The sequence below is a fragment of the Mesorhizobium sp. M1D.F.Ca.ET.043.01.1.1 genome (assembly GCF_003952385.1).
GTDB lineage: Bacteria > Pseudomonadota > Alphaproteobacteria > Rhizobiales > Rhizobiaceae > Mesorhizobium.
Genome location: NZ_CP034444.1, coordinates 2,544,785 through 2,561,224, shown reverse-complemented (window position 1 = coordinate 2,561,224; position 16,440 = coordinate 2,544,785). Strand labels below are relative to the sequence as shown.

The following is a 16,440-nucleotide window of genomic DNA, read 5'->3' as shown; positions in this document are numbered from 1 at the left end:
TGTGGCAAGCCGTCGCGGAAGCGACGCGCCTGCCGTTATTTGCGCGCCAGCAGCGCCTTGACGAGCGGCGCGTCGATCTCGCCGGTCGGCTTCATCTTGTTGTCGGTCTGGAAGGCCATGATGGCGGTCTTGGTCTTGTCGCCCATCACGCCATCGGCGCCGCCGGCGTCATAGCCGTTCTTGTTGAGGATCAGCTGGATGTTCTTCACCGCCTTCTTCATGTCGATGCTGGCGGTGGTCTGCGGCGTGCTGTCCTGCCAGGATTCCGGGACATCGGCAGAGTTGGACGTCGCGTTGAGCGGCTTTGGCTTCCACAGTTCCGTGGCGGCGCGGGCGCGCTCGAGCTGCTCGGGCCTCAGCGCATTGGCGATCTCGTCGCGCTTGGCCGCGGCGTCCTTGTCGCCGGTCTTGGCGACGAGGGCGAACCATTTGTAGGAGTCCTCCAGGTTCTGCTTCATGCCGACGCCCTTGGCCGAAAGGATGCCGAGATTGAACTGGCTGTCCTTGACGCCGAGGTCGGCTGCCTCCTGGAACCAGTGCGCCGCCGATTCATTGTCGGTCACGCCGTCCGCCGCCATGGCGAACAGCACCGCCAGATTGTGCATGGCGCTGGCGTTGCCCTGTTCCGCCGAGAGTTGGTAGTAGGTCTTGGCCTTCTTGATGTCACGCGCGACGCCGATGCCCTTCTCGTAAAAATTGCCGATGCGGTATTCGGCCGGCGCGAAGCCCAGTTCGGCGGACTTCTCGTACCATTTGGCCGCCGCCGCCATGTCTTCCTTGACGCCGCGCGATTCCGCGTAGCGCGAGCCGATCTCGAACAGCGCCTTGGCGTCGCCGCCGGCGGCTGCGTCGCGCAGCGCCACCGGGCCGATGTCGGTCGAGATATCGATCTTGGCGACCGAATTCGCGGGCTGGCCGCCTGCCGGCGGGACGGTGCCCGTGGTGTCGGCGGACGTGGCAGCCGGCGTGCTGGCCGAAGAAGCGCCGGCGGCCGGAGTGCTGGCCGCTGGTGCGCTGGTCATGGGCTGCGCATCCGCATCCGTGTCCATCGCCGGTGCGTTCGCGGCCGCAGCGGCCGGTTCGGATGGTGTGGGCGAGGCTTGTGGCGCCGGCGCAGGCTGGGACGGCGCGGCGAGCGCCATCGGAGCAGGCGCCGGTTCGGCCGGCGCCGCGGCGACCGGCGTCTCGGGACCGGCGGGCTGAGCGGCGGCCTGTGGCGCCGGATCGTCCTTCAACGGCTCGGCCTGCCTGACGACCCGCTCCGGCGCGCTCTCGGGCTTCGCGATGTCCGCGTCGGCCTTGGGAGCGCCGGCGGTGTCGAGCGATGCCGTATCGACCGTCGGCGTGGAGACGATTGGCGCCACGTCGTTGCTGGCGACCGGCGCCGGATCGGAGAAGAAGGCCTTGCCGAGCTGCAGGCCGGCCAGCGCCATCATGATCGCAGCGGCCGCCATCAGGATGGGCTTGCGCCGCGCCTTGAGCAGGTCGCCGATTCTGAGCGCCTTCACCGGACCGGTCATGGTCGACTGCCGCTTCAGCGCATCGGCTTCCGCCGCTGCGGCCTGGGCCGCGCGGCGGGCGGCCGCGATGAAATCGGATTTGGCGGCGTCCGTCTCGCTGCGCTTGGCCGGCTGGGCGCCGCGTTCGTCGCGCACCCGCTTCATGATGGCGTTGAGGTCCGGCGCGCCGGAGCCCGGCTCCAGCGGCCGGTTGGCCGCTCTGGGGTCGAGCGGTTCGTCGATATCGACGGTCGGAACATCGCCGGCCGGCGCCGAGCCTGCGAGTGGCGGCGTGTCCTCGTTCTTCTTGCCCTTGAAGGCGCGCGCCAGCCCGCTGAACATCGACTTCTTGCGGCCGGTCTTCTCGGCCTTCTCGCCAATCGCGTCCGATCCGAGCGCGGCCATGGCGGCCGCCGCCGCGGCCTCGGCGGGCGTGCGGGAGGCAGGTTCGCCATGCGTGACAGCTTCGCCACGCGCGACAGGTTCGCCCCGTGCAGCCTGCTCGTTGCGCAGGATGGAAGCGGCCCGCGCGTCGAGATCGGCCATGTCTCCGGTCAGCGGCAACGGTTGGTCGATATCCATCGACGGCGCATCCTGCACCGCGATCTTGCCGGCGCGGGCAGCTCGTCTGGCGCCCGGCTGCGGGTCGACCAGTTCGCTGACCGCTTCGCTGGGCTCGTCGGCCTCAAGGGAGCCAAGCCGGTCGACGATCTTGAGCAACGTGTCGTGGATCGCCTCGAAGGTTCGCGAATTGCGCTCGTCGGAACGGCGGGTGAGCGCTTCGAGCGTCTTTAGGTCCTGCGCGAGGCCGCCGACTGCGGCCGCGTTGGAAGCGGCCGTGCCGGAGCTCGACTCGGCCAGCGACCGCACGGCGTTCTCCGCCGCTTCGCGCGCGACGCTGAGGATGGAATCGCGCGTGCCGGCCAGCGACTTCTCGATCTCGTTGAGGCGCGGGCTGATGTCCTCGAAATCGGGCAGCGGCATGCTCGGCTTCGACAGGTGCGCCGAAAGGGCGGTCACCTGCGACTCCAGGCTGCGGATCAGCGCCGGATCGATGCCGGCGACCTGCGCCGCGGACGATTCCAGCCGGCTGGAAATATCCTCGAGCCGGCTTTCCAGGCCGCGGATCGCCATCTCGTTGGCGGGATCGGGCACGCGCGTCTCGATGCGCTTGGCGAGGGCGGTGAAGCGAGCGTCGATCGCCTCCATGATGCCGGCGCCGTCGTCCTGTCGCATGCGCTGGTCGAGCCTGTCGGCGACTTCGTCCAGCCGCCGCTCGAGGTCGCGGAACAGCATGTTGCCCTGCTCGATCGCATCGCCCTGGCGGCGCTCGAGCAGGCTGGACAGCGCGTCGAAGCGTTGCTCCAGGCCCTGGAAGATATGGTCGGCGTCGGGCATTGCCGGCGCGCGGTCTATTCTGTCGGTGATCAGGGCGATCTGATTGCCCAGACGCTCCATCGCCTGCTCCGGCAAGTTGGTGCGTCCGGCGAGCTCGTCCACCCGGCTGGACAGAAGGTTGAGGCGTTCGATGACCTCGGCGCCGGGGCGCGACTGCGCGACCTCCTCGATCTGCTGCGCCAGCGAGGCGATCCGCTTCTCGATGCGGCTGAAGGTTTCCGGATCGAAGGCATTGGCCTGGGCGGCCACGGTCGAGGCGACGATGGCGCGCGAGATCTCGTCCAGCCGCTCGTCGATCATGGCAAGCGTCTCGCCGCCGCGCATCGTCTGCTGGCTGGCGAAACGGTCGACCGCGCCGGCCAGGGTGCGCACTTTTTCCTCCAGCGAGGCGAGCGACAGCGACTGCGGCAGGTTGTTGACCGCGCTGCTGATCTGTTCGAGCCGGTCGGTGAGCATCGAAAGGCTGGGACCTTCGGCGCGCTGGCGCTGGTCGGCGTCGACGCGGTCCTCGAAGGCGCTCCAGCGGCGGTCGAAATCGTCCCAGCGGCGATCGACGGCCCGCACGCTTTGGTCGACGGCCTGCACGCTTTCCTCGCGCGCCAGCGTGTCGAGCGCCGCCTTGACCTGTTCCAGTTCCAGCCGCAGCAGGTTGACGCTGCGGTCGTCGCTCTTCTCGGCAAGCGTGTGGATGGCGCCGGAAAGCCGTTCGAACTCGAGGCCGAGCTCGGCGCTGCTCTTGTCGGCGGGGACGCCATGCCGGCTCGCCGCCTGCATGGCGCGATCGATATCCTGGCGCAGCGCGTCGAATTCGCGCTGCAGGCCGGCGGTCATCTGATGGCGCAACTCCTCGCGCAGCCCGCGCAATTCGACGGCGATCTTGCCCACCATCGCGACGCCGTCTTCCTGTCCGCGCACCCGGTCGATGTCGCGGGCGATGGCCTGGTAGTTGGGGCCGAGGTCGGAAGCGGCGGGCGCCGGATTTTGCGGCCCCCGGTTCTGCTCCCTCTGCGTGGTGTAGGGGTCTTCGTACCAGCGGGGCGATCCGTAAGGTTGCGCGGCGCCATAGCGTGGCTCGGCGGCCGGTCCCCGCGGATCGGGGCGCTCGGGCGTGTCGGCGCGGGTCCGCTCCAGCCGCTGCTCCAGCGTTTCGAGCGAGCGGTTCAGCTCCTCCAGCGAGGTGTGCGGCCGGCGTTGCCTGCCGGTGTTGAGTGTATCGAGATAGGACCGCTTGCTGTTCATCGATGCGCCCGTGTTCAGAATGACCGGCCGTGGCCGGTTTCCCAAGTCCTGCCGGGAACGAGGCGTCCGCTCGGTTTTGCTGCGGAGGAAGACGGGCTTCCCGGGTTTTTCACCCACGCTTCGAAAAACCGTGAAAAATTCGCTACAGGATAAACACGGGTGACCGACATGCGCACATTTCGCCCAACGTGGTAAACAACGCGTTAACCAAGCTTAAGAAGTTGAAACTTTGTCGATGGACGGATGCTTGCGCCACAAGGCCGGCCGGTCACGATCTCACCCGTGCCGGGCCGCCGTCAGCTTGCGCGTTTAGGATGGCTTAAGCGTCATTTTTTCCGGATGTGGACGATCCTGGCACCATGCCGTATTTTCGGCCTGGGTGTGATTCCACGGCGGCGGGGAACGGCAAGTGTCCGACATTGCCATGTCTTTGAGGCGGTCCAACCGGGCTTGGCTTCGCGGAACCCGGTTCGATCTTTCGTTTATCCTGGGCATTCCCGCCGTCGCCTTCCTGACGGGCGCGGTCATTCTCTGGCAGCCGCAACTCTTCACGCCGATCCTGCTCTTCGACCTCTGGTTTCTTGGCTATCACCACGTCATCGCGACCTACACGCGCCTGTGCTTCGATCGAAAGAGCTTCTCGGCGCACTGGCCGCTGCTTGTCGTGCTGCTTCCGGCGGTCGCCGTCGGCACGCTGGCGATCGTCTATTTCGTCGGTCTCTGGACCGTCGTATCGGTCTATTTCTACTGGCAGTGGTTCCACTACACCAGGCAGAGCTGGGGAATTTCCCGGGCCTACCGGGGCAAGGAAAGAAACGCCCTCTATGAGGACGGCTGGCTCGACCAGGCTATTTTCTATGCCGTGCCGGTTCTCGGAATCCTGTTCAGGTCGTACCAGGATCCGGGCCTGTTTATCGGAATGGAGCTGCGTGTCGTGCCGGTGCCGGCCGCCATGCTTGGTGTCGCTGCCATCGCGACAGCGATATTGCTGGCGATCTGGGTTTGGCGTCGCTTCCAGGGCGCGCGTCAAGGCCGCCTGGCGCTTGTCCATACGATGTACATGCTGACCCACTTCTTGATCTTTGCCGTCGCTTATCTGGTCATTCGGGACATCACCGTAGGCTGGCTGGTGATCAACATGTGGCACAACGCCCAGTACGTGCTCTTCGTCTGGATGTTCAATTCGCGCCGCTTCAAGGACGGCATCGACCCCGATGCACGTTTTCTTTCCTATATCAGCCAGCCGCAACGCCTCTGGCTCTATCTTGCGACATGCATCCTGATCACGGGCGTCATCTACTGGGCAATCCTGGGAACGCTAGAGGCATTTTTCTTCGCCGGGCTGCCCACGACAATCGTGCTCTACCAGATCGTGAACTTCCATCACTACGTCGTCGATTCTCGAATCTGGAAGGTGCGCAAGGAGCCGATCCGCAGGACGCTTGGATTGCAGACGTAGCGCCCATGGCCGCCGTCGCTTTCGGCCGGAACAATCCCTGGCTCGACCTGGTTCGATCCGCCGCGATTTTGCTCGTCGTGCTGCGCCATGGCGAGCGAGCGCTCCATCTCGCCGCCGGTGATGCTGATCTCGGCGCCTTGCAAACCATCTTCATGAACGGCTGGGTCGGGGTCGACCTGTTCTTCGTGCTTTCGGGTTATCTGATCGCCAGCCATCTGCTGCGCGCCGGGGTGGGCTCCCCCGATTTCCGGATTGGACGCTATCTGGCAATGCGCGCGCTGCGCATCGTGCCCGCCTATTTCGCCGTGCTTGCGCTGGTCGTGGCCGGAGCCTTTCCCCTCTTCGGCGTGGCGCCCGAGCGGCTTGCCTTGCGCGTCGTCTACCACTTGGTCTTCCTGCAGGACTATCTGCCGTCCGACATCGACGTCGTCTTCTGGTCGTTGGGCGTCGAGGAGAAGTTCTATCTCCTGGCTCCGCTGCTGATCTTTCTCCTGCTGCGCTGCAGGGCCGGCTGGCTCCAGGCGGTTCTCTTGCTGCTGTGTTTTGCGTTCCCCGTCGCGTTTCGGACGGTGACCTATCTCAATCTTCACGAGACGCTGGACTATCTCCAGTTCTGGCCGATCTTCCGGAGCCCGTTTCATATGACCCTGGAGGGCCTGGTGAATGGCGTCGGCATCGCGCTGGCGCAGCAACGCGGTCTCATCGTCCCGTCTCGCCGAAGCGGAATCTGCCTGTTGGGTGGAGGCGCCGTTGTTTTCTGCGTCTGGTTCGCAAGCGGCGATTTCATGTCGTCGATTGACTTTTTCGATGCCAGCCTTCAGCCGGCGCTGATCGCCGTCCTTGCCGGCGTCTTGGTCGCCGGCGCGGTGCAACTTGTCGGCACGCCTTTGCCGTTCACGCCGTTTTTCCACCTTCTATCTCGGCTGAGCTATAGCCTTTATCTGGTCCACTACCCGTTGCTCCCCTTGGTCCTGGCCCTTGCTCTCCCGCATGGATCGGTGTCTTTCTGGGCGGCTTACTTCTTCGCAAGCGCCGCCGCTGCCGGTGTCCTTCATCTGGCAATCGAGAAGCCGTTCCTGCGCTGGAAGGACCGGCTCGCCCGCAAGGATGGCCGGATGGTTCAGCCCGGCATTGCCGTCGCATAGGGCGGCACTCGGCTCGCCAGCGCCACCGCTTTGATCTCCCCGAGAGCTCGGGTGCGTCATAAAGTTCCGCTCCGACAACGCCCTTGCGTCAAGTGCCGGCTGTCGGTATAGAATTGACGTAAACGTAAAAGGTGCGAAGCCGTGCCTCTTGCGATTGATTTGTCGAAACCACGATTGGAAGCACGCCCCCGCTTCCACTCAGGCGACGCTTGGTCCGCGACCGCGACGCCATCAGGGGAAAGCCAGTGACCATGAAACTCGTTTCGCCCGGCGAAGCCGCGGCCAATAGCAATGACATACCGGCCGAGGCCGGCGAGGAATTCGTCCGCATCGGCGAGATGGCCAAGAAATACGGCGTGACCTTGCGCACGTTGCGTTTCTATGAGGACAAGGGTCTCCTCAATCCCAAGCGCGACGGCTCGACCCGTCTCTACACGCGCCGCGACCAGGCCCGGCTGAAGCTGATCCTGCTCGGCCGCAAGGTCGGGTTCTCGCTGCGCGACGTCAAGCAGATGATGGATCTCTATGATCCGACCGGCTCCAACACCAAGCAGTTGCGGCTGGCGCTCGACAAGTCGGAGAAGCAGCTTGCCCGCCTGCAGAAACAGCGGGCGCTGATCGAGGACGCTATCAACGAGCTGAGCAATTCGATGACGGTCGTCCGCCGGATGCTGACCGAGCGGGCCGCTCTGCAGGCAAGCGCTGCCGGCTGATCGTTCCCGCCCCTCGAAAACAAGCAAAAAAGCCGCGTGGCCATGGCCGCGCGGCTTTTTTTTGTCGTCTTCCATCCCGGGCAACCAAAAATTTTTTGGCTGCGACGAAGTTGACGTTTACGCAAACGTCAATATTTGCTATCGGGACATCGACATTGGCTCGGCCTCCTATCCGGACCTGGATTCGGGAACTTGCTGGCTGGCCAGGACCGCAAGGGTGGAGGAAGGCATGACGATCTACAGGGCGCCCGTCCAGGACACGCTGTTCGTGCTCAACGACGTGCTCGGCTATCAGCGCTATTCCAATCTTCCGGGCTTCTCGGACGCCACGCCCGACGTCCTCGAGGCGATCCTCGCCGAAGGCGCCAAGCTTGCCGAAAACGTCATGCATCCGCTGAACCGTGTCGGCGACATGGAAGGCTGTGTGCGTCATGACGACGGATCGGTGACCACGCCCAAGGGCTTCAAGGATGCCTTCGACCAGTATCGCGAAGGCGGCTGGATGGGGCTGGCCGCGCCCGCCGAGTTCGGCGGCCAGGGCTTGCCCTACACGGTCCACACCGCGGTCTCAGAATACATGGTCTCCGCCAACATGGCGCTGATGATGTATCCCGGCCTGACGCAAGGCGCGATCGCGGCAATCGTCACCCACGGCAGCGACGACCAGAAGGCGACCTGGCTGCCCAGGCTGATCGACGGCACCTGGACCGGCACCATGAACCTCACCGAGCCGCATTGCGGCACCGACCTCGGTCTGCTGCGCACCAAGGCGGTGCCGAACGGCGACGGCTCCTACAGGATTTCCGGCCAGAAGATATTCATCTCCGCCGGCGAGCACGACATGGCGGACAACATTGTCCATCTGGTGCTGGCCCGCGTCGAGGGGGCGCCGGAGGGCGTCAAGGGCATCTCGCTGTTCATCGTGCCGAAGTTCAAGCTCGATGGCTCGGGCAATGTCGGCGAGCGCAACGCGCTCTCCTGCGGCTCGATCGAGGAGAAGATGGGCATCCACGGCAACTCGACCTGCGTCATGAACTATGACGAGGCCGAAGGCACGCTGCTCGGCGAGTTGAACGGCGGCCTGAAGGCCATGTTCACGATGATGAACGAGGCCCGCCTCGGCGTCGGCCTGCAGGGGCTTTCGGTCTCCGAGATCGCCTACCAGAACGCGGTCTCCTACGCCAAGGATCGCCTCCAGGGCCGTTCGCTTTCGGGCATCAAGGCGCCGGACAAGAAGGCCGACCCGATCATCGTTCATCCCGACATCCGCCGCTCGCTGATGACCATGCGGGCGTTCAACGAGGGCGGCCGCGCGCTGGCGCTGTGGACGGCGATCAAGTCCGACGTCGCGCACCGGGCCGGCGACGACAAGGATCGCCAGGCGGCCGACGACTACACCGGCCTGATGACGCCGGTGGTCAAGGGCGTGCTCACCGACAAGGGCTTCGACCACGCTGTGATGGCGCAGCAGGTGTTCGGCGGGCACGGCTACATCGAAGAGCATGGCATGAGCCAGTTCGTGCGCGATGCCCGCATCGCCATGATCTATGAGGGCGCCAACGGCATCCAGGCGCTCGACCTCGTCGGCCGCAAGCTGGCGCAGAACGGCGGCCGCGCCGTGCAGGCCTTCTTCAAGGAAGTCGGCGAGTTCTGCGAGGAGAACCGGGCCGATGAGAAGATGGCGCCCTTCACCAAGCCGCTGAAGAAGGGCCTCAACGATTTGCAGGCCGCCACCATGTGGCTGCTGCAGAACGGCATGGCCAAGCCCGACAATGCCGGTGCTGCCTCGACCGACTACATGCATCTTTTCGGCCTGGTGGCGCTTGGCTATATGTGGGGCCAGATGGCCAAGGCCGCCCAAACGAAGCTCGCCGAAGGCGCCAATGGCGCCGCCTCGTTCTACGACAACAAGCTGGTGACGGCGCGCTTCTTCATGGAGCGGATCATGCCGGAGACGGCGACGCGGCTTGCCCGCATTTCCAGTGGCGCGGACACGCTAATGGCGCTGCCGGCGGAAGCGTTCTAGGTTTGGCGGGCCGGCGAAGCCGGCCCACAATTGTTGGAACGCGGAGGAAATCGTGGCGACAAATCCAGCCGAAATTCTTGGCTTGCCGAAGCCCGCCTGGGCGGCGGACGAGGTCGGCATGCTCTACGACATGGCGCAGCGCTTCATGTCGGAGGAGATCGCGCCGCGTTACGACGAGTTCGAGAAGAACGAGATGTTCGACCGCGAGAGCTGGCTGAAGGCGGGCGCCGCCGGCCTGCTCTGCGCCTCGATGCCGGAAAAATACGGCGGCTCGGGCGGCACCTTCGCGCAGGAGAGCGCCATCATCGAGGCGATCGGCCATGTCGGCGTCGACGGTTTCGGCATCGGCCTGCACAATTCGATCGTCGCCCCTTACATCCTGCATTACGGCTCCGAAGAGCAGAAACAGAAGTGGCTGCCGAAGCTGGCGACCGGCGAGCTGATCGGCGCCATCGCCATGACCGAGCCTGGCGCCGGCTCCGACCTGCAGGGCGTCAAGACTCGCGCCGAGAAGGACGGCAACCACTACAAGATCAGCGGCTCCAAGACCTTCATCACCAACGGCCAGCTCGCCAACCTGATCATCGTCGTCACCAAGACCGATCCGGAAAAGGGCGCCAAGGGCACCTCGCTCATCGTTGTCGAGACCGACGAGGTCGAAGGGTTTCAGCGCGGCCGCAACCTTGACAAGATCGGCCTGAAGGCCAACGACACGTCCGAACTGTTTTTCAACGACGTGCGCGTGCCGACCTCGAACCTGCTCGGCCATGAGGAAGGCAAGGGCTTCGTCCAGCTTATGCAGCAGTTGCCGCAGGAGCGGCTGCAGATCGGCACCGGCGCGATCGCCATGGTCGAGCGGGCGCTGGCGCTCACCATCGACTACGTCAAGGAGCGCAAGGCCTTCGGCAAGGCGATCATCGATTTCCAGAACACCCAGTTCAAGCTGGCGGAGCTGAAGACCGAAGCAACGATCGGCCGCGTCTTCTATAACGATTGCGTCGCCCGCCACATCGATGGCGGCCTCGATCCGGTGACGGCCTCGATGGCCAAGTACTGGCTGTCCGATCTGCAGGGCAAAGTCGTCGACGAATGCCTTCAACTGCATGGCGGCTATGGCTACATGAATGAATACCCGATCGCCCGCATGTACCGCGACGCCCGCGTCCAGCGCATCTACGGCGGCACCAACGAGATCATGAAATTGCTGATCGGCAGGAGCCTTTAGGATAGCAATTATGGGCGCATGGGGTTTCAAAATATTCGAAAACGATGACGCAGCCGATTTCGTGGCCGAATTTGAGAACAGTGGCGCCGTCGCCGTTGCGGATGCGCTTGATGCGGCTTGCAGCAATCCTGACTACATCGAGGCGCCGGATGGCTCGGTTGCACTGGCCGCCGCTGCAATTGTCGCCGCAGCTAACGGGAAGTCCGAGTTCTTGTCTGAACCCGCAGGAACAGCGTTGCGAACTGTCTCGAACTGGCAAGCTTTGAGTGGATTGAAGGGCAAGGCAATCCAGGCAGTCGAATGCGTGAGCGGCCCTAACTCTGAACTGATGGAACTCTGGGCTGAAGCCGCTCCGGCTGACGCAGCCAACTTCAAGAACGAACTGAATCGCCTGCGTGCGGCTTTGCGCTAAAGCAAGCCTTAGACGGCACCACAAGGAAGGAACCGAAAATGGCCGAAGCTTACGTCTATGACGCCGTGCGCACGCCGCGCGGCAGGGGCAAGAAGGATGGCTCGCTGCATGAGGTGCCGGCGGTGCGGCTCGCCGCCAAAACGCTCGAAGCGCTGCGCGACCGCAACGGGCTCGACACCGGCAACGTCGACGACATCATCTTCGGCTGCGTCGATCCGGTCGGCGAGGCGGGCTCGGTCATTCCGCGCGCCGCCGCCTTCGAGGCCGGCTACGACACCAAGGTGCCCGGCATGCAGATCTCGCGCTTCTGCGCCTCGGGCCTCGACGCCATCAATTTCGCCGCCGCCAAGATCGCGCAAGGGGCGGACGAGATCGTCATTGCCGGCGGCGTCGAATCCATGTCGCGCGTCGGCATGGGCATGTCCGGCGGCGCCTGGTTCATGGATCCGTCCGTCGGCCTTCCCGGCTGGTTCGTGCCGCAGGGCATCTCGGCCGACCTGATCGCCACCAAATACGGCTTCAGCCGCGACGACGTCGACGCCTATGCCGTGGAAAGCCAGAAGCGCGCGGCAAAATCCTGGGCCGAGGGGCGCTTCAGGAATTCGGTGATCCCGATCAAGGACCAGAACGGCCTCACCATCCTCGACCATGACGAGCACATGCGGCCTTCGACCGACATGCAGTCGCTGGCTTCGCTCAATCCGTCCTTCGTCATGCCTGGCGAAATGGGCGGCTTCGACGCCGTCGCCGTGCAGAAGCATCCGGAAGTCGAGGAGGTCAATCACGTCCACCATGCCGGCAACTCCTCCGGCATCGTCGACGGCGCCGCCGCCGTGCTGCTCGGCTCGAAGAAGGCCGGGAAAACCATCGGCATCAAACCCCGCGCGCGCATCCGCGCCTTCGCCAATATCGGCTCCGAGCCGGTGCTGATGCTGACCGGCCCGGTCGACGTCACCGAGAAGCTGTTGAAGCGCGCCAAGATGAAGCTGTCGGACATCGACCTGTTCGAGCTCAACGAGGCCTTCGCTTCCGTCGTGCTGCGCTATATGCAGGCGTTCGACATCCCGCACGACAAGATCAACGTCAACGGCGGCGCCATCGCCATGGGACACCCGCTCGGCGCGACCGGCGCGATGATCCTCGGCACGGTGCTCGACGAGCTGGAGCGCCGCGACCTCAACACCGCGCTGGTCACGCTCTGCATCGGCGCCGGCATGGGCACCGCCACCATCATCGAACGCGTCTGAAGGGGAGAGAAAAAGATGAGCTACACCAACTTCACCCTCGACATCGACGCCGACGGCATCGCACTGATCACCTGGGACATGCCGGGACGCTCGATGAACGTCTTCACCGAGGAGGCGATGCGCGAGCTCAATGCCATCGTCGATAAGGTCGCCGGCGACGCCGCCGTCAAGGGCGCGGTCATCACCTCCGGCAAGGACAGCTTCTCCGGCGGCGCCGACATCACCATGCTGCAGAAGATGCTCGCCACCTTCGCCGTCGACAAGGAGAAGGACCTCGACAAGGCGACCAAGGCGCTGTTCGACAATGCCGGCTACATGACCGGCCTGTTCCGCAAGATCGAGACGTCCGGCAAGCCGTGGGTATCGGCGATCAACGGCACCTGCATGGGCGGCGCCTTCGAGATGTCGCTCGCCTGCCACGGCCGTGTCGCGGCCGATTCCGACAAGGTGAAGATGGCGCTTCCCGAGGTGAAGATCGGCATCTTCCCGGGTGCCGGCGGCACCCAGCGCGTGCCGCGGCTGACCGACCAGCAGCAAGCGTTGCAGATGCTGACCACCGGCCAGAATCTCACGCCGCAGAAAGCGAAGTCGATGGGCCTGATCCACGAGATCGCCGAGCCGAAGAAGCTTGTCGAGACCGCCAAGGCGATGATCAAAGACGGCCTGAGGCCGGTGGCGCCCTGGGACGAGAAAGGCTTCAAGCTGCCCGGCGGTCCGATCTATTCGGCGGCCGGCGCCAATCTCTGGCCGCCGGCCATCGCCATCCTGCGCCGCGAGACCTACGGCAATTACCCGGCCGCGGCCGCGATCCTGAAATGCGTCTATGAAGGCCTGCTGGTGCCCTTCGACACGGCGCTCAGGATCGAGCAGCGCTACTTCACCGAGATCATGCAGACCAAGCAAGCGGCGGCGATGATCCGCTCGCTATTCGTGTCGCTGCAGGAACTGAACAAGGGCGCGCGCCGTCCGGCCGGCGTGCCGGACACCAAGTTCAAGAAGATCGGCATCCTCGGCGCCGGCTTCATGGGCGCCGGCATTGCCTATGTCACGGCCAAGGCCGGCATTCCGGTCGTGCTGCTCGACCGCGACATGGAGTCGGCCGAGAAGGGCAAGGCGCATTCCGACGGCCTGATGGCGGATCAGGTCAAGAAGGGTCGTGCCAAGCCCGAGGAGAAGGACAGGCTCCTGTCGCTGATCACGCCGACGGCCGACTATGCCGACCTCGCCGGATGCGACCTCGTCGTCGAGGCGGTCTTTGAGGATTCGGCCGTCAAGAAGCTCGCCACCGAGAAGGCGGAGGCGGTGCTGAAATCGTCGGCGATCTTCGCCTCGAACACCTCGACCATACCGATCACCTCGCTGGCGAAGAACTCGACGCGGCCGAAGAATTTCGTCGGCATCCACTTCTTCTCGCCGGTCGACAAGATGATGCTGGTCGAGATCATCCTGGGCAAGAAGACAGGCGACAAGGCGCTCGCGGTCGCCATCGATTTCGTGCGCGCCATCAAGAAGACGCCGATCGTCGTCAACGACACGCGCGGCTTCTACGTCAACCGCTGCGTGCTGCGCTATATGTCCGAAGCCTACAAGATGCTGATCGAAGGCGTGCCGGCGGCGATGATCGAGAACGCCGCCAAGGCCGCCGGCATGCCGGTCGGCCCGCTGGCGCTGACCGACGAGACGGCGATCGATCTTGCCCAGAAGATCATGAAGCAGACCATCAGGGATCTCGGCGAGAAGGCCGTCGATCCGGAGCAGATGGCGCTGATCAACACCATGGTCGACACGCATGGCCGCTTCGGCCGCAAGAATGGCAAGGGCTTCTACGACTATCCGGCCAAGCCGGCGAAGAAGAAGCTGTGGCCGGGCCTCAAGGATCTCTATCCGCAGCTCAGGCCGGAGAAGGTCGACTACGAGGAACTGAAGGAGCGCCTGCTGGTCACCATCGCGCTTGAGGCGGTCCGCGTGATGGAAGAGGGGATCGTCACCGATCCGCGCGAGGCCGATGTCGGCTCGATCCTGGCCTTCGGCTTCGCTCCCTTCACCGGCGGCGCGCTGTCCTACATCGACGGCATCGGCGCCAAGCGTTTCGTCAAGATCGCCAAGGGCCTGCAGAAGAAATACGGCGCCGAATTCAAGGCGCCCAAGCTTCTGCTCGACATGGCCGAGAAAGGCGAGACCTTCTACCAGCGCTTCGACCCCTACCAGAAGGGCGAGGTCAGGAAGGCCGCCTGAGGCCCAGTCATGTATGTCTGGGGGCGCCTCGCGCGCATGACGGCCACGGCGCGAAGCCGTGGCCCTTACGTGGTCGGCGAGCAAAGCCGGCTGGCCTTCCGCTGCCTGCCGACCGACATCGACTTCAACGGCCATCTCAACAACGCGCGCTACATGATGCTGGCCGACCTCGGCCGCATCGATCTCTTTCTGCGCATCGGCCTCGTCGCTTTGGCGCGCAGGAACGGCTGGGCGCCGATGATCGGCGGACTCCAGGTGGCTTATGCACGCGAGATCAGGCTGTGGCGCCGCTTCGAGGTTATGTCGTCGATCGAGACCTGGGAAGGCACATCGGTCATCGGCAGGCACCGTTTCGTCCTGGACAATGGCGAAACGGCGGCGCTGATCAAGACCACCGGCGGCGTCTATGACCGTCGTGGCCGCCGCTTTCTCGAGATCGACGAGGTCGTCGCCGCGCTTGGCCGTTCCGCCGCGCCGCGCCCACCCACCGAGGCGGAGCGGATGTTCATGGCGTCTCACCAGACACTGCGACGCTTGGCCAAGGGCACGCCCTAGAACGCGTCGCGTGCTGAAAACCGCTGCGGATTTTCCTGGAATGCTCCGGCGGTCGTCGGCGGGAAGAGAAGATTCAATGCGCAAGCCCCTCTTCAGCCGACCTTAAGCAAATCCGACTAAGGCTAGGGCAATTCCAGGAAAACTGCGTAGCGGTTTTCCGTCCGGAATTGCGCAAAAACAGATGCTTGGGGCGGATCACTGAAAAGCTGAACCGCTCTGACTGCCGGACCGGGGTCGCGCGAACGGGGTCGCGCCCGCTCTCCGGCACGGGGTGGGGACAGGGGCGTGGGCGACATAGTCCATTACATCAATGCCGTTTTGGACGCCTGGCGCGGCCAGGTGAATGACCCCGGCAAGCAGTGCGTCTTTTCGTTCCTGCTCTTGCTCCTGGCTGTCGATATCGCGCGCAAGGGTTGGCGGCTCTCCTGGTCGCGCCGCGCCGTCGAAAGCGTTGCGGCGACACTGGCTATTTTCCACATCAACCTCGTGTTGGTCCCCGCGGTCTGGCTGCTGTCGGAACAATTCAAGACGCTTTACAGCCTGCTCGGCGTTCCCAGCGTGGCGAGCGCCGTCTGGGACGGATTGCCGGTCTGGCTGCTCAGCCTCGTGGCCATATTGGCGCATGACTTCGCCAATTACTGGAACCATCGCATCATGCACCTCAAATGGCTTTGGCCCGTGCATGCGATCCACCATTCCGATCCGGTGGTCAACGGGTTGACGACGTACCGCGTCCACGCGCTCGAAATGCTGGTGATGTGGGGTTCCTACACGATCCTGCTGACCTGGCTTGGACTGCCCGCCGACGCCATGGGCATCGGCGCGGCGATCCTCGTGCTTCACAACGTCTATGTCCATGTCGATGTCGACTGGGGCCATGGCCCCCTGCGGATGCTCATCGCCTCGCCGCGCTTCCATCGCTGGCACCATGCCAACGAGCCGGCGGCGTACGGCAAAAACCTCGCCAACGTGTTCCCGTTCTTCGACTGGATATTCGGCACCTATCGTGTGCCGGGGCCGTGCGCTGTCGCCATGGGAGCGGACGGGATACCGTCCAACGACGTCGTGCGGCTGACGTTGTGGCCGCTGCTGGAATGGGCGCGCATGGCGAGCCAGCGGCTGAAAGTGCTGCGCGGCTCGATCGGCGGGCTGGCGCGCGACACCAGCCTGGCCGAGGTCGGCACGCTCGACACCAACGCCGACTAACACGGAAAACGCCATTGGCCGGCTCGCAGGCGGCCTGCGCTTGCGTAGGGCGGCTATCGAGGCTCTCTTCGACTTTCTCTT

Annotated in this window: 11 protein-coding genes; 10 read left to right on the top strand and 1 reads right to left on the bottom strand. The window is 64.5% G+C overall.

Going from position 1 to position 16,440, the window contains the following annotated elements:
• Positions 1-35: 35 nt before the first annotated feature.
• Positions 36-4,136: a peptidoglycan-binding protein gene (locus EJ067_RS12505; protein WP_126085971.1), complete on the bottom strand. Its 4,101-nt coding sequence runs from the start codon at positions 4,134-4,136 to the stop codon at positions 36-38.
• 424 nt (positions 4,137-4,560) lie between these two features.
• Between EJ067_RS12505 and EJ067_RS35335 the strand changes: the two genes are divergently transcribed.
• From EJ067_RS35335 to EJ067_RS12460, 10 genes are all read left to right on the top strand, one after another.
• On the top strand, positions 4,561-5,595 hold the full coding sequence (locus tag EJ067_RS35335) for a hypothetical protein (protein WP_245468251.1): 1,035 nt from the start codon (positions 4,561-4,563) through the stop codon (positions 5,593-5,595).
• Between the two features lie 5 nt (positions 5,596-5,600).
• Positions 5,601-6,740 carry an acyltransferase gene (locus EJ067_RS12500; RefSeq protein WP_245468302.1) on the top strand — a complete coding sequence of 380 codons (1,140 nt, stop codon included), beginning with the start codon at positions 5,601-5,603 and terminating at the stop codon, positions 6,738-6,740.
• Between the two features lie 251 nt (positions 6,741-6,991).
• On the top strand, positions 6,992-7,453 hold the full coding sequence (locus EJ067_RS12495) for a MerR family DNA-binding transcriptional regulator (protein ID WP_126089601.1): 462 nt from the start codon (positions 6,992-6,994) through the stop codon (positions 7,451-7,453).
• 229 nt (positions 7,454-7,682) lie between these two features.
• The gene (locus tag EJ067_RS12490; RefSeq protein WP_126085969.1) at positions 7,683-9,479 is read left to right on the top strand and encodes an acyl-CoA dehydrogenase; all 1,797 of its coding nucleotides are present in this window, start codon (positions 7,683-7,685) and stop codon (positions 9,477-9,479) included.
• 52 nt (positions 9,480-9,531) lie between these two features.
• Positions 9,532-10,704, top strand: coding sequence for an acyl-CoA dehydrogenase family protein (locus EJ067_RS12485; protein WP_126085968.1), 1,173 nt, complete (start codon positions 9,532-9,534; stop codon positions 10,702-10,704).
• Positions 10,705-10,714: 10 nt separating this feature from the next.
• Complete coding sequence (locus tag EJ067_RS12480) at positions 10,715-11,116, top strand: DUF4259 domain-containing protein (protein ID WP_126085967.1); 402 nt, start codon at positions 10,715-10,717, stop codon at positions 11,114-11,116.
• Between the two features lie 38 nt (positions 11,117-11,154).
• Positions 11,155-12,363, top strand: a complete 1,209-nt coding sequence (locus tag EJ067_RS12475; RefSeq protein WP_126085966.1) for an acetyl-CoA C-acetyltransferase — start codon at positions 11,155-11,157, stop codon at positions 12,361-12,363.
• Positions 12,364-12,378: 15 nt separating this feature from the next.
• A complete protein-coding gene (locus EJ067_RS12470; protein WP_126085965.1) occupies positions 12,379-14,598 on the top strand; it encodes a 3-hydroxyacyl-CoA dehydrogenase NAD-binding domain-containing protein in 2,220 nt (739 codons plus the stop codon).
• 9 nt (positions 14,599-14,607) lie between these two features.
• Positions 14,608-15,153: a thioesterase family protein gene (locus tag EJ067_RS12465; RefSeq protein WP_126085964.1), complete on the top strand. Its 546-nt coding sequence runs from the start codon at positions 14,608-14,610 to the stop codon at positions 15,151-15,153.
• 285 nt (positions 15,154-15,438) lie between these two features.
• Entirely contained in the window at positions 15,439-16,359 is a 921-nt protein-coding gene (locus EJ067_RS12460) for a sterol desaturase family protein (protein ID WP_189510573.1), read from the top strand.
• Positions 16,360-16,440 lie beyond the last annotated feature (81 nt).

Coding starts and splice junctions, on each gene's coding strand:
- EJ067_RS12505 (WP_126085971.1), bottom strand. CDS start 4,136: ATGAACAGCAAGCGGTCCTATCTCGATACACTCAACACCGGCAGGCAA.
- EJ067_RS35335 (WP_245468251.1), top strand. CDS start 4,561: ATGTCTTTGAGGCGGTCCAACCGGGCTTGGCTTCGCGGAACCCGGTTC.
- EJ067_RS12500 (WP_245468302.1), top strand. CDS start 5,601: ATGGCCGCCGTCGCTTTCGGCCGGAACAATCCCTGGCTCGACCTGGTT.
- EJ067_RS12495 (WP_126089601.1), top strand. CDS start 6,992: ATGAAACTCGTTTCGCCCGGCGAAGCCGCGGCCAATAGCAATGACATA.
- EJ067_RS12490 (WP_126085969.1), top strand. CDS start 7,683: ATGACGATCTACAGGGCGCCCGTCCAGGACACGCTGTTCGTGCTCAAC.
- EJ067_RS12480 (WP_126085967.1), top strand. CDS start 10,715: ATGGGCGCATGGGGTTTCAAAATATTCGAAAACGATGACGCAGCCGAT.
- EJ067_RS12475 (WP_126085966.1), top strand. CDS start 11,155: ATGGCCGAAGCTTACGTCTATGACGCCGTGCGCACGCCGCGCGGCAGG.
- EJ067_RS12470 (WP_126085965.1), top strand. CDS start 12,379: ATGAGCTACACCAACTTCACCCTCGACATCGACGCCGACGGCATCGCA.
- EJ067_RS12465 (WP_126085964.1), top strand. CDS start 14,608: ATGTATGTCTGGGGGCGCCTCGCGCGCATGACGGCCACGGCGCGAAGC.